At 52.7% G+C, this 14594-nt stretch carries 14 protein-coding genes; 7 read left to right on the forward strand and 7 right to left on the reverse strand.

The window, feature by feature from the left end; translation table 11 throughout:
- Positions 1–52: 52 nt before the first annotated feature.
- Positions 53–3712 (reverse strand): trifunctional transcriptional regulator/proline dehydrogenase/L-glutamate gamma-semialdehyde dehydrogenase, encoded by a 3660-nt coding sequence (putA, locus tag UNDKW_RS27865; protein WP_162061422.1) that lies wholly within the window; start codon positions 3710–3712, stop codon positions 53–55.
- 150 nt (positions 3713–3862) lie between these two features.
- On the opposite strand from putA, the gene UNDKW_RS27870 reads away from it, so the two are divergent.
- A complete protein-coding gene (locus UNDKW_RS27870; RefSeq protein WP_110254407.1) occupies positions 3863–4321 on the forward strand; it encodes an Lrp/AsnC ligand binding domain-containing protein in 459 nt (152 codons plus the stop codon).
- A 111-nt stretch (positions 4322–4432) separates the two neighbouring features.
- Here the strand turns inward: UNDKW_RS27870 and UNDKW_RS27875 are convergent, their stop codons facing one another.
- Positions 4433–5077: a LysE family translocator gene (locus tag UNDKW_RS27875; RefSeq protein WP_162061423.1), complete on the reverse strand. Its 645-nt coding sequence runs from the start codon at positions 5075–5077 to the stop codon at positions 4433–4435.
- Positions 5078–5226: 149 nt separating this feature from the next.
- Between UNDKW_RS27875 and UNDKW_RS27880 the strand changes: the two genes are divergently transcribed.
- The 3 genes from UNDKW_RS27880 (at position 5227) to UNDKW_RS27890 (ending at position 7904) form a co-directional block, all read left to right on the forward strand.
- Entirely contained in the window at positions 5227–5559 is a 333-nt protein-coding gene (locus UNDKW_RS27880; protein ID WP_162061424.1) for a hypothetical protein, read from the forward strand.
- A 116-nt stretch (positions 5560–5675) separates the two neighbouring features.
- A complete protein-coding gene (locus UNDKW_RS27885; protein ID WP_232063149.1) occupies positions 5676–5915 on the forward strand; it encodes a hypothetical protein in 240 nt (79 codons plus the stop codon).
- A 159-nt stretch (positions 5916–6074) separates the two neighbouring features.
- Positions 6075–7904 (forward strand): long-chain fatty acid--CoA ligase, encoded by a 1830-nt coding sequence (locus UNDKW_RS27890; protein ID WP_162061426.1) that lies wholly within the window; start codon positions 6075–6077, stop codon positions 7902–7904.
- A gap of 50 nt (positions 7905–7954) precedes the next feature.
- Here the strand turns inward: UNDKW_RS27890 and UNDKW_RS27895 are convergent, their stop codons facing one another.
- The 5 genes from UNDKW_RS27895 to UNDKW_RS27915 are packed head-to-tail and all read right to left on the reverse strand — an operon-like array spanning position 7955 to position 12057.
- Positions 7955–9211 carry a DUF4214 domain-containing protein gene (locus UNDKW_RS27895; RefSeq protein ID WP_162061427.1) on the reverse strand — a complete coding sequence of 419 codons (1257 nt, stop codon included), beginning with the start codon at positions 9209–9211 and terminating at the stop codon, positions 7955–7957.
- Between the two features lie 23 nt (positions 9212–9234).
- The gene (locus UNDKW_RS27900; protein WP_162061428.1) at positions 9235–10128 is read right to left on the reverse strand and encodes an FAD:protein FMN transferase; all 894 of its coding nucleotides are present in this window, start codon (positions 10126–10128) and stop codon (positions 9235–9237) included.
- 17 nt (positions 10129–10145) lie between these two features.
- Positions 10146–11276 (reverse strand): DUF3570 domain-containing protein, encoded by a 1131-nt coding sequence (locus tag UNDKW_RS27905; RefSeq protein WP_162061429.1) that lies wholly within the window; start codon positions 11274–11276, stop codon positions 10146–10148.
- A 20-nt stretch (positions 11277–11296) separates the two neighbouring features.
- Entirely contained in the window at positions 11297–11548 is a 252-nt protein-coding gene (locus UNDKW_RS27910; protein ID WP_232063150.1) for a DUF4266 domain-containing protein, read from the reverse strand.
- Positions 11548–12057, reverse strand: coding sequence for a TlpA disulfide reductase family protein (locus UNDKW_RS27915; protein WP_162061431.1), 510 nt, complete (start codon positions 12055–12057; stop codon positions 11548–11550). Before UNDKW_RS27915 ends, UNDKW_RS27910 begins: the two co-directional genes overlap by 1 nt.
- Positions 12058–12393: 336 nt before the next feature.
- On the opposite strand from UNDKW_RS27915, the gene UNDKW_RS27920 reads away from it, so the two are divergent.
- The 3 genes from UNDKW_RS27920 to UNDKW_RS27930 all read left to right on the forward strand — a co-directional run bounded on the left by UNDKW_RS27920 (position 12394) and on the right by UNDKW_RS27930 (position 14581).
- The gene (locus tag UNDKW_RS27920; protein ID WP_370529061.1) at positions 12394–12810 is read left to right on the forward strand and encodes a carboxymuconolactone decarboxylase family protein; all 417 of its coding nucleotides are present in this window, start codon (positions 12394–12396) and stop codon (positions 12808–12810) included.
- Positions 12811–12868: 58 nt separating this feature from the next.
- Positions 12869–13369 carry a cupin domain-containing protein gene (locus UNDKW_RS27925; RefSeq protein WP_162061432.1) on the forward strand — a complete coding sequence of 167 codons (501 nt, stop codon included), beginning with the start codon at positions 12869–12871 and terminating at the stop codon, positions 13367–13369.
- Positions 13370–13501: 132 nt separating this feature from the next.
- Positions 13502–14581, forward strand: coding sequence for a sensor histidine kinase (locus UNDKW_RS27930; protein ID WP_232063151.1), 1080 nt, complete (start codon positions 13502–13504; stop codon positions 14579–14581).
- Positions 14582–14594 lie beyond the last annotated feature (13 nt).

The raw sequence follows: 14594 nt of genomic DNA on the forward strand, positions 1-14594 counted from the left end.
AAAAGCTCCTGGCCTCAGGAGCTTTTTTTACTTGCGACAGAACAAAAAACGATCAGGTCGCCAATGTCATCAAACTCGCATTGCCACCTGCAGCGGTGGTATTCACACACAGCGCCCGTTCAGCCATCAGACGCCACAAAGGAATTTCTGCATGGTCCTGGGTTTCGACAACGGAAACAATAGCGTCATCCAGACCCGCAAACAAGAGCTTGTAATGCGACAGCAAGCCACCTTCCACCAGGGCGAGCTGGGCACCACATTGTTCTGCTTCGGCATTAATGATGAGTTTGCTGACTTCGGCTGGCAAACCGGCAGGCAGGATAGCCATGGTTTGTGCTGGCAGTACCGGCAGGTTGCCGGTGGCCAGCGTTGCTGCCAGTTGGTTGATGATGCAGTTGACTGTCGTTGCTGCGCAAAATATACGGCCACGCGGCGCAAACGACAGGGTATTGCGTTCGCCCGTCGGGCCAGGCAAGACCTGGGTTACTTTGTATGGGCTGTTGTGGGCATAATGTTCACCCAGTTCGGCAATTTTTTGATGCCCCTGTTTTTGTGCCCAGACCAGTAAGGCTTCCAGTGCTGGTGGTGACTGGCGTTCATATACGGTATGTCCGCCCAGGCCAGTGACAGGCGTGCGTTGCAGGCGTTTCAGGTACAGCGGGCCGCCAGCTTTGGGGCCGGTACCGGATTTGCCTTCACCACCAAAGGGTTGTACACCCACTACCGCACCAACGATATTGCGGTTCACATAGATATTACCGACATGGGCGCGGGAGATGATGAAATCGATGGTTTCATCAATGCGGGTATGGATACCCAGGGTCAGGCCAAAACCAGTAGCATTGATCTGGTCTATCAATGCAGGCAAGTCATTGCGCTTGTAACGCAAGACATGCAATACCGGGCCGAAGACTTCTTTTTTCAAATCAGCCAGGTTGGCGATTTCCATGACGGTAGGGGCGACAAAAGTACCTGCGCGGCAAGCGGCTGCCAGGTCCAGCGTGTAGAAGGACTTGGCTTTACCACGCATGCCATTGATATGGCTCATCAGATTATTCTGGGCCTCTGCATCGATGACTGGGCCAATATCGATGGATAGGCGGTCAGGCTGGCCTATACGCAATTCCTGCATGGCACCGTGCAGCATTTCTATGGTCTTGTCGGCGATATCTTCTTGCAGGCATAGCACGCGCAGGGCTGAACAGCGCTGGCCCGCACTGTCAAAAGCAGAGGACAAGACATCATTGACGACTTGCTCAGGCAAGGCGCTGCTATCAACGATCATGGCATTCTGGCCACCGGTTTCTGCAATCAGCGGTATATCGATGCCCTCTGCCACAGCGCGTTTTGCCAGCGTGCGGTTGATGATTTGTGCGACTTCAGTTGAGCCAGTAAAAATCACACCCTTGACGCGGTGATCTGCCACCAACTGCGCACCAACGACTTCACCCGTGCCTGGCAAGAATTGCAGGGCACCACGCGGCACGCCCGCTTCATGCATCAGTTGAATGGCGCGATAAGCGATCAGCGGGGTTTGCTCTGCCGGCTTGGCCAGCACGACGTTACCAGCAGCCAGCGCGGCACTGACTTCACCAATGAAGATGGCCAGCGGGAAATTCCATGGGCTGATACAGACGACCGGCCCCAAAGCCTGGGTATTTGCCTGGCTCTCTACCTGGGCGGCGTAATAGCGCAAAAAATCAACCGCTTCGCGCACTTCTGCCAGTGCATTTGGCAGGGATTTACCGGCTTCACGTATTGCCAGCGCCATAAAATCCAGGGTTTGCGTTTCCAGCAAATCAGCGGCTTTCTTCAGAACAGCAGCGCGTTCTACCGGCGCTGTGGTTTGCCAGTCCATCGCATATTGTTCTGCTGCATGCAGGGCGGTTTGCACATCCTGGGCATCGGCTTCGATGACTTCGCCAACGACATCCAACTGGTTTGCCGGGTTATTCACAGGACGGGTTTGCGTGGCAGAGACCTGACCATGCAGGATGGGTGCCGCTGTCAAACTTTGCTGGCTGCTCTCGGCAAAGTGAGCGCTGATTTTTTGCAGTTCCAGCTCATTCGAAAAATCCAGGCCAGCAGAATTTTTTCTTTCCTTGCCAAACAAATCCTTGGGCAAGGCAATGGCTGCATGCGGTGCACCACCGAGCTCACGCGAGACGGCTATCGGGTCGGCCAGCATGGATTCTATCGATACGCTCTCATCAACGATCTGGTTGACGAAGGAGGAGTTCGCGCCATTTTCCAGCAGGCGGCGTACCAGGTAAGCCAGCAAGGTCTGGTGTGAGCCTACCGGGGCATAGATACGGCAAGGTTTGTCCAGCTTGTCTTTACCTACCACCTGGTCATACAGGGTCTCGCCCATGCCATGCAGGCACTGGAATTCATAATCAGTAATACCGGCTTTTTGTGCCCAGGTATAAATGGTCGATAAGGTCAGAGCATTGTGGGTGGCAAACTGTGGATAAATCACATCAGTCGCAGCCAGCAGTTTTTGCGCACAGGTCAGGTAAGACAAATCGGTATACACCTTGCGAGTATAGACCGGGAAACCGCTCATGCCATCGACTTGCGAGCGCTTGATTTCTGCATCCCAGTAAGCCCCCTTGACCAGGCGTATCATGAACTTGCTGCCGCTACGGCGTGCCAGATCGACCAGGTAATCGATGACGAAGGGGCAACGTTTTTGATAGCCCTGCACGACAAAACCTATGCCTTCAAAACCTTTGAGGTCAGCATCAAAAGCCAGCGCTTCCATCAGGTCCAGCGACAATTCCAGTCTGTCGGTTTCTTCTGCATCAATATTCAGGCCTATGTTGTATTGCTTGGCCAGCAACAGCAGTTTTTTCAGCAGCGGCAGCAATTCATTCATCGTGCGCTCACGCTGGGCGCGTGAATAGCGTGGGTGCAGGGCAGACAGTTTGACTGAAATGCCAGGGCCATTCTTGATGCCACGGCCATTCGAGGCCCTGCCTATCGCATGGATCGCAGTCTCATAGGCTTTGTAGTAAAAGGCAGCATCCTTGGCGGTCAGCGCGGCTTCGCCCAGCATGTCATAAGAATAGCGGTAGCCGCGTTTTTCATTGTCCTGGCTGTTTTTCAGCGCTTCTTCTATGGTCTGGCCAGTGACGAACTGGTTGCCCAGCATGCGCATGGCCATATCGACGCCTTTGCGTATCAAGGGCTCACCACCCCTGGCGATCAAACGTGTCAGGGCAGAACCCAGGCTTTGTTCGCTATTCGTGCTGACCAGCTTGCCAGTCACCAGCAAGCCCCATGTGGCGGCATTCACAAACAGCGAAGGTGATTCACCCAGGTGCTTGCGCCAGTCGCCTTTGCTGATCTTGTCGGCAATCAGACGGTCAGCGGTTTGATGATCGGGGATGCGCAGCAGCGCCTCGGCCAGACACATCAGGGCCACACCTTCTTCTGACGACAGTGAAAATTCATGCATCAGGGCATCAACACCAGAAGCGCGGGTGCGTTGCTGGCGTACATTGCTGACCAGGCGGTGTGCCAGTTCTGCAACACTCTTTTGCTGGTCCTCATGGGCATTTACATTGCCGAGCAGCCATTGCACCGCATCTGGCTCGGATCGGCGGTATGCTTCGGTAATGGCAGTTCTGAGAGGGCTGGCAGTGGGAAGTAGCTCTGCTTGCAGGGCAGAAAAAGGCTGGTTATTGGCTGGCACGGTTATCGCAATCATATAAAAATAATCAAAACAAATATGATTTCATTGTATAGATGCTCTTCGATGATTAATTCTGGAAATCAGAACATATATCGAAATTTTCTTTTTTGTGAGAAAATTATGCCGAATATTATTAATCACCACACTGACGATTTTTGACTTCTTATGCTCGACAAAATCAGTAAAAGAATTCTGGCCGAATTGCAAAACGATGGCCGTATCAGTAATGTAGAATTGGCAACAAGGGTAAACCTCTCTCCTGCTGCCTGTCTGGAACGCGTGCGCAAGCTGCAAGAATCCGGCTACATACTTGGATACACAGCCCAGCTCAATCCACATCTGCTAGATGTGGCCCTGTTGGTGTTCATAGAAGTTGTGCTCGACCGCACGACCCCAGACGTGTTCGACGCTTTCCGGCGTGGCGTACAAGCCATCCCTGAAGTGCTGGAATGCCATATGGTGGCGGGTGGTTTTGACTACCTCGTCAAGGCACGTGTCAAAGACATGAATGCCTACCGCGACTTTTTGGGCAAATCCCTGCTGCAATTAAACGGTGTGCGTGAAACGCATACCTATGCAGTGATGGAAGAAGTTAAAAATACCAGTTGCTTGCCGATTAAATAGGCATTTGATTACTGGCGTTTTTCAGGCACTTTGGGATTTATCCAGAGCCTGGCATTCATGCCGCATTTCTCAAGGATGCGGCATGTTTTCATTTGCGCGCCTGATTCCTGATCAATGCTTGCCCGACAGCGCCAGCTTGATACCAAAAGAAACAAACATCAAACCAATGAAGCGGTTCAGCCACAGCGTGACAGCCTGATTGACACGCATGCGCTGTCTCGCAAATGCAGTCGAGATAGCGAGGAAATGGCACCACAGCATGCCATTGAAATTGAAGATGCAACCCAGCACGATCAAGGCTAGTGGCTTGTTGCTGGCATCAGCAGCGATAAATTGCGGCACGAAAGCCAAAAAGAAAATCGCCACTTTCGGGTTCAGGATATTCGTCAAAAACCCCTGCATGAAAATCTTGCGGTGGCTGAGTACCGGCAGGCTGGCTTTGGCCTCGGTATTGATTTCAGCAGATTTTGCCTTGCTAAACAGCATGGATGCACCTATATACAAAAGATAAGCCGCACCAGCCAGTTTAACGATAGTGAAGGCTGTGGCAGAAGTCGCCAGCAAAGCCGACAAACCCAGTGCCGCCGCCATGATATGTACCAGAGTACCCGCACCTATGCCCAGCGCTGCCGCCGAACCCGCACGCCAACCCTGCGTCGCGCTGCGTGTCATGATGAGGATGGAATCGGGGCCGGGGGCGATATTGAGCAAGATACCGGCAATGATGAACTGGACGAGGTCTTGTGTGCCTAACATGGATATTCCTGTATGGGATGGGCGGACAAGGGCTTTATTATAATCGGCAATGAAGACCAGACTGATTTTCTGTATAGCGAATTCATCAAATATCTTTCACTACATTTATGCCTGTTCATCCCAGCGTCAAAAAACTTTTGCTGAATATCATGAGAACATTTCCTGATGTGGCCAGGCACATGATGCTCATTGCAAAGCGACATCGTAGTATCGCCATTTGCACGACAGAGATGATGGGGGAATTCGCCAGGCTAACTACACAGGCCATGCGTGAAGATAACCGGCAAGTCGTGCAGTCGCATCTGTTGCTAATGTCTGAATTGTTGAGAACAGCCGACGAGATAAGCAGGGAATATATTGATGTATATTATGTAGAAGAATTGTTTTATGGCCTGACTCCTAAGCAAAAGAAACATGCCTGGTCATGGCTGCCGGCTAACTTAAAACAACTCTATGTTGCCATGTGGGGTGATATCGCCTGACTTCTATCGCAGGGTGCGGCATGCGCACCGGTTTTTTTATCGTGATCCAAAAGCATGGTGCGCATGGCGCACCCTACTGGTGGAAACTGGAATTGATCATATTTTAAAAGACAGCAATGATGAAAAAGCAGCTTGACTATGACTGGGTTTGCCATGCATGTGTCGCAGAAAACGGCAAATCTTTAAGGCGGTGCCAGGCTTGTGGCTGCGCTGCTTTTGCCAGTGTGAGCGAGATGGAAGTGCATGCAAAGGGCCAGCGTAAAATTGAGTTGCAGATATCGCGTGAACTGGCGATGACCGTGCTGTTTTGGTCTTTTATAGGCGGCATAGTGTTTTTCTTCAAATTGACGGCATAAATTTGAAATGGGTGTTTTGAGCTTAGGCAATAAGCTTTGATCCAAAATGTTGCATAATGACGCTTTTGGTGTGCATTTTCGTTCAAATAGCGAAAAATAAGCGTTTTCACCGGGGCCGGTGAAGGCTGACCGCCAATTTGTTCAATTTCTCAGCATTTCATGTCTACCTCATTGCAAACAGCAACAACTCCCGACTTATCCACAGTACAAACCCTGGCAGAATTATTTGCCTGGCGGGTAGCTAAAACTCCTGATGCCGAAGCCTACCGGCAATTCGATGATGCACAGGGCCTGTGGATATCTTATTCATGGCGACAAACGCAAGAGCGGGTACAGGGTTTTATCAAGGCCTTGTCACCGCTGGCACTCGAGCATGGTTCCCGCATTGCCATCCTGTTGCCAAATGGCTTGCATGCAGTTTGCATGGACCAGGCCGTGCAGGCTTGTGGCTTTGTACCTGTGCCCATGCATGCGCTGGATAACCCGGCCAGTATTGCCTATATCCTTAGTGACAGCGATGCTGCATTTTTAATCGCCGCAAGCGACAGGCAATGGAAAGATATCGCCAGTGCAGGTCTGGAATTGCCAGCACTGCGCCAGGTTGTTGTGCTGGAAAAAGAGCTGGATGCTGCAGCCTTGCCAGCCAATGTCCCGGTCGTACAAATCGACGAATGGCTGGCCAGCGCAGCACATCTGCAAGCCGCGGCAAAAGGCCCGGTAGCCGATGACCTGGCAGCCCTGGTCTATACCTCGGGCACGACAGGCAAACCCAAGGGCGTCATGCTGACGCACACGAATGTGGTGTCCAACGTCAAGGCAGTTGTCCACAGGGTGTCGCCAGTTATTAGCGATGTGTTTTTATCCTTTCTGCCCTTGTCACATACCTTTGAACGTACAGCTGGTTATTACCTTCCGATTGCTGCTGGTGCCTGCGTTGCCTTCTCGCGCTCGGTCAAGCAATTGCCACAAGACTTGCTGGAAGTACGGCCAACGATCCTGATTTCCGTCCCGCGTATTTATGAGCGTGTGTATGGCGTGATCCAGACCAAACTGTCGGCATCCAAACTGCAGGCAAATTTGTTTAATCTGGCGATTGCCACTGGCTGGCGCCGCTTCAGCCGTGAGCAGGGTTTGCTCAAGGGTGATGGCATGGCAGCCTTGTTCGACAGCCTGCGCTGGCTGGTGCTGGAACCTTTGATTGCCAGCAAACTCAAGAACCAGTTTGGTGGCCGCTTGCGGGTGGCGGTCAGTGGTGGTGCGGCACTGTCACAGGCAATTTCACAATGCTTCCTGGGTCTCGGTATCCCTATCGTGCAGGGTTATGGCATGACCGAGACTGCGCCCGTAGTCGCCTTCAATGCGCCCGATGATAATGACCCAGCCACCGTAGGCCGGGCTGTGGAAAAGGTAGAAGTGCGCATAGGTGAAAATGCAGAATTGCAGGTGCGTGGCCCGAATGTCATGCGCGGCTACTGGAAGCGTGAAGAAGATACTGCCAAGACCTTTATCGATGGCTGGCTGCGTACTGGTGACCAGGCCTCGATCGTTGATGGCCGTGTGCGCATTCTTGGTCGCGTCAAGGAAATCATCGTCACCTCTACGGGTGAAAAAATCGCCCCGGTTGATCTGGAACTGGCGATCATGAATGATGCCGTGTTTGAGCAAGCCTATGCCTTTGGCGAAAATGCCCCCTTCATCGCCTGCGCCGTCGTGCTGAGCCGCGCTTACTGGCTGGAGTTGTCCACTTCACTGGGCCTCAATCCTGACGATGCTGCCAGCCTGAAATCAGCGCAGGCACAAAAAGCAGTGGTGCAACGTATCAAGGCGCTGACCAAAGGTTTTCCCTACTATGCACAACCACGCGCCGCGATTTTGACGCTGGAACCATGGACGGTGGAAAACACCCTGATCACACCTACCCTGAAGCTCAAGCGCAATAATTTGCTCGCGCATTTTGCTGCGGATATCGAGGCTGTGTATAAGCGTTGATTTATGCACAGGACTGATGCTGCACGTCTGCAGCATCAGTTGAAAGGAACTTAGCCAAACGGAATGAAATCTATACCGTTCTGTATCTTGGCAACCACCTGTACCTGGTTCTCGGTACTCTCGCTAAAACTGGCGAGTATGTCGGCTCTTGTCATGCCCTTGCTGACCTGTCCATTCCAGTAATCAAAGCCTGCCTGGTCTGGTGTACGGTGCAGCACATTACTGTACAGAGCCGTCAGGAAGGCATTGTCAGAGATATTCGCCCCATACAATTGCTTGAACTCGGCGGAAATGACGAAGCTGGCAGCAACCTGGTTCAGTGTTGATCCCTTGTCCATCTGCCCTATCCAGTATCCCAGGCCTGGCAGATCCGGTGTGCGGTTGAAGGCTGCCTGGTAAATGCGGTAAGCCACTCCAGCGGTGCTATTGATATCCAGCGCGACCGACATATCGGCAAACTGCAGGCGCTCTACCTGGTTCACCGTATCCGTGCCCTCAACCCCGGTTTTATCCTGCACAGTAAAATTGGCACCCGCTGCAGTGATGTTAAAGTCAGCCCGCTTGCCCGCATAAATCGCAGTATCCATGCCTGTGCCGCCATTGATGACGTCATTTCCGGCCAGGCCGTTGAAACTGTCGTTACCTGCCGTCCCATTCAAAGTGTCATTGCCCGCTGTGCCAACAATACCACCGGCGATCACCTTTGCTACCGTGGTGAACGAATAGCTGCTGGTACCAATGAAATTATTACCCGCCATGTCCTTGATTGCGCCAGAAGGTATCGACAGCTTGTAAGTGCTGCCATTGCTCAGGTCATTGGTTGGGTTGATGGTGACCGTATTGCCGCTGATCGTGACATTGCTGCTTTGTGCGATGTTGTAGTTGGCTACCACGCTGCCATCGGCATTCATGAGGCTGATGGTACCACTGCCAGCGGTGACAGTCTCACTGAAGGTCAGCACGATATCGCTATTGGTGGCGACGCTGGTCGCCAGCGTGGCCGGGCTGAAGCTGATGACCGAAGGCGGTGTGGTATCGCCAAAGAAACTCAGCAGGTCCAGCACGTCCTTGCCATTGTTAAAGACCAAACGCTCCATGTTCAGCAGCGTCGCATGCAATTCGCCACTCGCACCAGAGAGGGTATCGACATGCACAGAACCATCTGCCGCCAGCGTGATCTTGTATTCTGAACGCAGCGAAGTACCCAGATTGAGCGTGTCTATGCCACCCTTGCCATCCAGGGTAAACGTCGATGGATTAATGACGGTCCAGGTGTTATTGCCGTCGTCGCCTACTATGGTTGCCATGATGCACTCCTCAAATTCTTGGTTCAGGCCGCAGCCTGAGTATGTACTATGCCCTGCTGGTCTATTGCCAGAAAACGCAATCCGGTTTGCTGCAGATACGCCAGCGCATCAGCCTCTTTCAACATGCCTATCGTCGTGCAACTGCCAGCCAGTGCAGTTAAAGGGGCCAGCACGCTGATGCTGCGCCAGTGCCGCACCGGCATGCCCGTGCGCGGGTTCAGTATATGGCAATAACGCTGTCCGCCTGCTTCAAAATACCTTTCATAATCACCACTGGTGGCCAGCGCGCCTGATGTCAGCGGTATACTGGCCGCGATCTTGTCTTGCTGGCGCGGGTCTTGTATGCCCATGATCCAGGCCTGGCCATCTGGCTTGGGGCCCAGCACCCGTATGTCACCACCTAGGTTCACATAGCCATGTGTGACGTTTGCGGCTTCCAGCACGGCCGCTGCCCGGTCTGCCGCATACTCTTTGCCAAAGCCACCAAAATCGATTTCCATGCCTGCCTGTGGCAGCCTTAGTTTGTTACTGGTTCTTTCCACCTTTGCCCAGCCTATGCGCTGGCACAAGGCCTGTAATTCATCTGCTGCCGGCACACGCTGGCTCTTGAAATCCCAGGCCTGGCGCAAGATGCCTGCCGTGATATCGAACAAACCGTCACTGGCCTGGTACAGGGCCTGGGCATAATCAAACAGGGCCAGGGTCTCGTCATCGCAGACCACGGCATCACTACCCGCCAGGGCATTGATGCGCGAGACTATGCTGTCTGGTCTGTAACGCGAATACTTGACCTCTATCCTGCGCACTTCGGCAATCGCTTCCTGTGCTTTGGCAAACATCGCCTGTTCATCGGTATCCGCGATAACGACTTCACAGGTGCTGGCCATGGCCTTGAAAGGGATACGGTAAATCTGCATAAAACCAAATTCATTCACTAAAACTGACGCGACAAACCAAGCTGTATGGTCTTGGCATCAAACGGCAATAGCCCCGGGCTGCCACTGCCAAACAAACGGTAAGAAGCACGTTGCTGGTATTGCTCAAATTTCACATCGACCTGCCAGTCTTCATTGATCTGTTTGGCCAGCTTGATACCGACGGTGCGTGCGCCATAAGCTGAGACCCGCTGGTCTTCAGAATAATTCTGTGCGCCATCTGGCGGGTTAGGAGCAAACGGATAAATGTCAGGCTGCGCATCGACATAAAAACTCGCTGCGCTCTGGCTGTAAAAACGCACGAGCGGCGTCACGCTCCAGCCCTTGCCAAAAGGCTGGGTATATTCCAGATTGAAGGTATGCGACCTGATCTTCCAGCTATCGCCAAAATAACGGTAGCTGACACGCGCACTGCCGCCTGTGCCATCGAAATGATGGTTCCAGCGTGTCAACAGTGTATAGCTGTTGCGCTCATCCGGGCGCTTGTCAAAAGCCTTGTAAGGGTCAGACAGGTAACCCTTGGCATGCGCTAGGCTGACATTGACCTGCACGATATCATTCATGCTCATGACCTGGGTCAGGCCCAGCAGGGCATCAGTCACCTGTTTGTTTTGAGCTTTGACCCTGCCGGTGGAGGCGCTGACAGTGTCATTGGCAAAACCCAGACCCGCAGTCCAGGTGGTATTTTTATCTTCACTGAACTGGCTGCCCTGCAGTGAGATGCCACGCGAAATATAATCCGATTCGCTCGATGCACTGGCACCCAGGGTCAGGGTATGGTGCGCGAAATAGCGGGTGACTTCAGCATCCAGCGCCCGGCGAAAGTCCCTGAGCTTGACCAGGCCATAGCTATGGAAGGCTGGCGAGGCACCGGAAATACTGTCCGTCACATAAGTCGCGCCGACCGACCATTCGTCGGACAAGGGCGCCATGATCTTCAGCGCGCTGGCTTGCACCTTGACGCGGTCTTCACCGGGCTGGCTGTCTTTGTAATCAAGTAATTTGAGGCTGATGAGACCCTTGTCCGGCGCCGATTCTGCATGCGCTGCCTGCATCATGGGCAAGGCAAGTGCGGCAGCCAGCAGGGTGCTGGCGAGATTGTCTTGAGTCTTGGAGGTCGGCGCTTTCATGCTTGTTTATGCCTTATACTTTAATTGCAACCACAGCCGCCACCACCAACACCTGCACCGCCAAAGGCAGATTCCTTGCTCGAATAGGTGTGTTCGGCGAACTTGATTTCCAGCAGGTCGTGGTCAAACGTCATTTCCTTTTTCGCCAGCTTGCCTTTCTCCCAGGGTTGTACCGCCTGCACAAGTTGCATATTGCCACAGGCGCTGCAGGACAGAACCAGGCCCAGCAAGGCCAGTTTGCCCAGAAATTTCCTGACTATGAATTGTTTCATCATTTACTCCCCAGACTGCTGATGATCGCCTGTTCAATTTTTGCCTTGCTGGCTTCATTAAATCCTGCGTGCTGCGAAATGATCTTGCCATCCCTGTCTATCAATACACTGCTGGGCATGCCCTTGATTTCATACTGGCGCGGCATGATGCCCTTGGGGTCATAGGCTATCTGAAAATTGCCAGGCGTGGATTTCAGGAATTCCTGTGCTTCCTCGGGTTTGCTGTCAAGGTTGATTGCCACTACCTGCAAGCCCTGTGCGCCATATTTGCTTTGCATGGCATTCATCCACGGGAAGGATTGCTTGCACGGCCCGCACCAGGATGCCCAAAAATCAAGATAGACCACTTTGCCGCGATAATCAGCCAGCTGCACATTGCCCTTGCCAGCCTGGGCACTGAATGCCGGCGCGGGTTTGCCTGTTTCCAGTGCCAGCGCTGGCAGACTGGTACCCGTAGCGATAGCTAGTGACGTGGCCGCAGCTGCTATCTTCAGTTTCAACAATGTCATGGAGCTGCCTTGCAGGATAAGTGTTTGCCAGCGCCATCTCAATGTGAGCTCAGCTTGAGATTCGGCTGAGATCAGCTTGAGCGCAGGCAACCGGTGTTTTACATCCATCATAAGCCCAGTGCAGGACAAATAAATCCTGGCTTTGGTAAAGATAGCGGGTTTTCTGTAATGAACTGTAACGGGGAAATGTCCTTAAAACAAGTCTGCTCTCAAACAAGTTGTTAAATTAATATATTGTCTATTGAAAACAATATGACTGCCTAAAAACAACAAACTACATTGCTGTTTTGACCTTACCTACTGATCTGGCTAGCATTCCTTTCATGGAAGATAACAATGGAGTTTACAACAACGATGAACCAGCAAACAGATCAGCAATTTGATGATGGCCTGCAGATACGCAAACAAGTCATGGGTGAGGCCTTTGTCGAAAAGGCATTCAGCAATACCGATGCCTTTACTGCACCGCTACAGGAATTTGTCACCCGCAATGCCTGGGGCACGGTCTGGTGTCGCGATGGCCTGGATTTAAAAACCCGCAGCCTGATCACGCTGTCGATGTTGACAGCCCTGGGACGGGCACACGAGATCAAGGGCCATGTACGCGGTGCTGTCAATAACGGCGCAAGCATGAAAGAAATACAAGAAGTACTATTACATGCCAGCGTATATTGCGGCATGCCGCTGGCTATTGACGCCTACCGTTCTGCGCATGAAGTCTTGCTGGAGATGGGCAAGATAGATATAGCCTAAAAAATAGCCACCTCTATAGCAACCTCAATAGCCACCTGATATTTCCAAGGAAGCCGGTATGACAGAGAAAAGAAAAGCCATCGCACTCACTGAGGACGGGATCACCCGTCCGTTTGCGGTGGACGATGTGCCCTGGGATGAATATTCCCACGGCCAGAGTTTTGGTTCGCGTTACCGCCAGCTAGGCCAATATGGCGGTTGCCAGCATGTAGGCGTCAGCCTGGAAGAACTGTCACCCGGCAAACTTGCCTGCCCCAACCATTATCATTATCTGGAAGAAGAACAAATGATGATGCTCGACGGCAGCCTGACCCTGCGCATGGGTGAGCAGACCTACATCATGAAAGCCGGTGACTACATGGTATTCCCGGCGGGGCAAAAGGTCGGTCACAGCCTGTTCAATCATACCGATGCGGTATGCCGCTACCTGGTCATAGGCGAACGCAATCCGCATGATGTGATTGTTTATCCCGACAGCAACCGCATCAGCGTGGTGCTGGCGGGCGAAGGCTATGACAAGGCAGCCACGCTGGAATACTGGGAACGCGAGAACGATTAATCGCAGGCAGGCATGCACTTAAACGCCTTAAGCGCCCTTAAGTACATTTAAGCTCCTTAATTCCTCATTTGGTGTCATGGCAGTGGCAGTCTGGCAAGAATTGCCGGATACTCCTGTCATAGCATCAGCTTGATGGAAAGGATGACGATGCGCCGCATGTGGCTTTTTTATACCCTGGCATGGATAGCGTATTCCATACTGATTGCGCTCGCGATACAGATTGACGGCTTGTCCAAAGGCCAGTTTGATTTGCAACTGGCGATGTATTCAGAAATCAATACCTTGCCTGCAGCCCTGACCCTGGCGTTGATCTGGCCCATGACCGGCCTGATGGAGCGCAAGGGTTTGCGGCCTCTGAGTATTGTATTTACCCATATCCTGTTGTCACTGGTATTCGGGTTTTTCTGGCACTACGCAGTCAGTGGTTTCATGCAAATGATTGTGCACGTCAGGGAAATCGAAGCAGTCCGGCCCCTGAGTGCCTATATCTGGCCCTTCCTGTACAGCCTCATGATGTATGGCGTGGTCGCAGCGATTTTTCATACCGTGCGTTCCAGCGAAGCACGCCGCATGCAGGCACTGGCTGCGACCCAGGCCCAGGGTTTGCTGGTGGTGGCCGAGCTGGCCAGCCTGCGCAACAAGCTCAATCCGCATTTCCTGTTTAATACCCTGCATTCCATCATCGCCCTCATGCGCAAGGATGGCAAGGCGGCTGAGGCCGCATTGTTTCGCTTCTCCGACATGCTGCGCTATGTGCTCGATACCGAAAAAAACGGCACTACCCATGTCGCACTCGAAGATGAACTCAATTTCGTCCGTGACTACCTGAATCTGGAAGCCCTGCGCCTTGGCCACAGGCTCAATGTCGATTGGCAGCTTGATGAAATGGCGGGTGGCTTTGGCATACCGCCGCTGACCGTGCAGCCGCTGGTAGAAAACAGTATCAAGCATGCCTTCAACCCGCGCAGCCAGCCGGGTAATCTGCTCATCAAGACCAGGCTCAAGGCCTTGCATGGCGAGCTGGAAATCACCATCAGGGATGATGGCCCTGGCGCGGAGCTGGCCGATGTCCATGCCTCCAGCGGCATAGGTGTCAAAACCGTAGAGCGCCGCCTGCAACTGGAATATGGCAAGCGCGCCAGTTTCAGCATAAATACCGCGCCTGGACAAGGTTTTGAAATATGCTTGACCATTCCTATCTCCTCGATGTGACGCTTGAGCGTAT

Origin of the sequence: Undibacterium sp. KW1, assembly GCF_009937955.1 — a bacterium.
GTDB lineage: Bacteria > Pseudomonadota > Gammaproteobacteria > Burkholderiales > Burkholderiaceae_D > Undibacterium.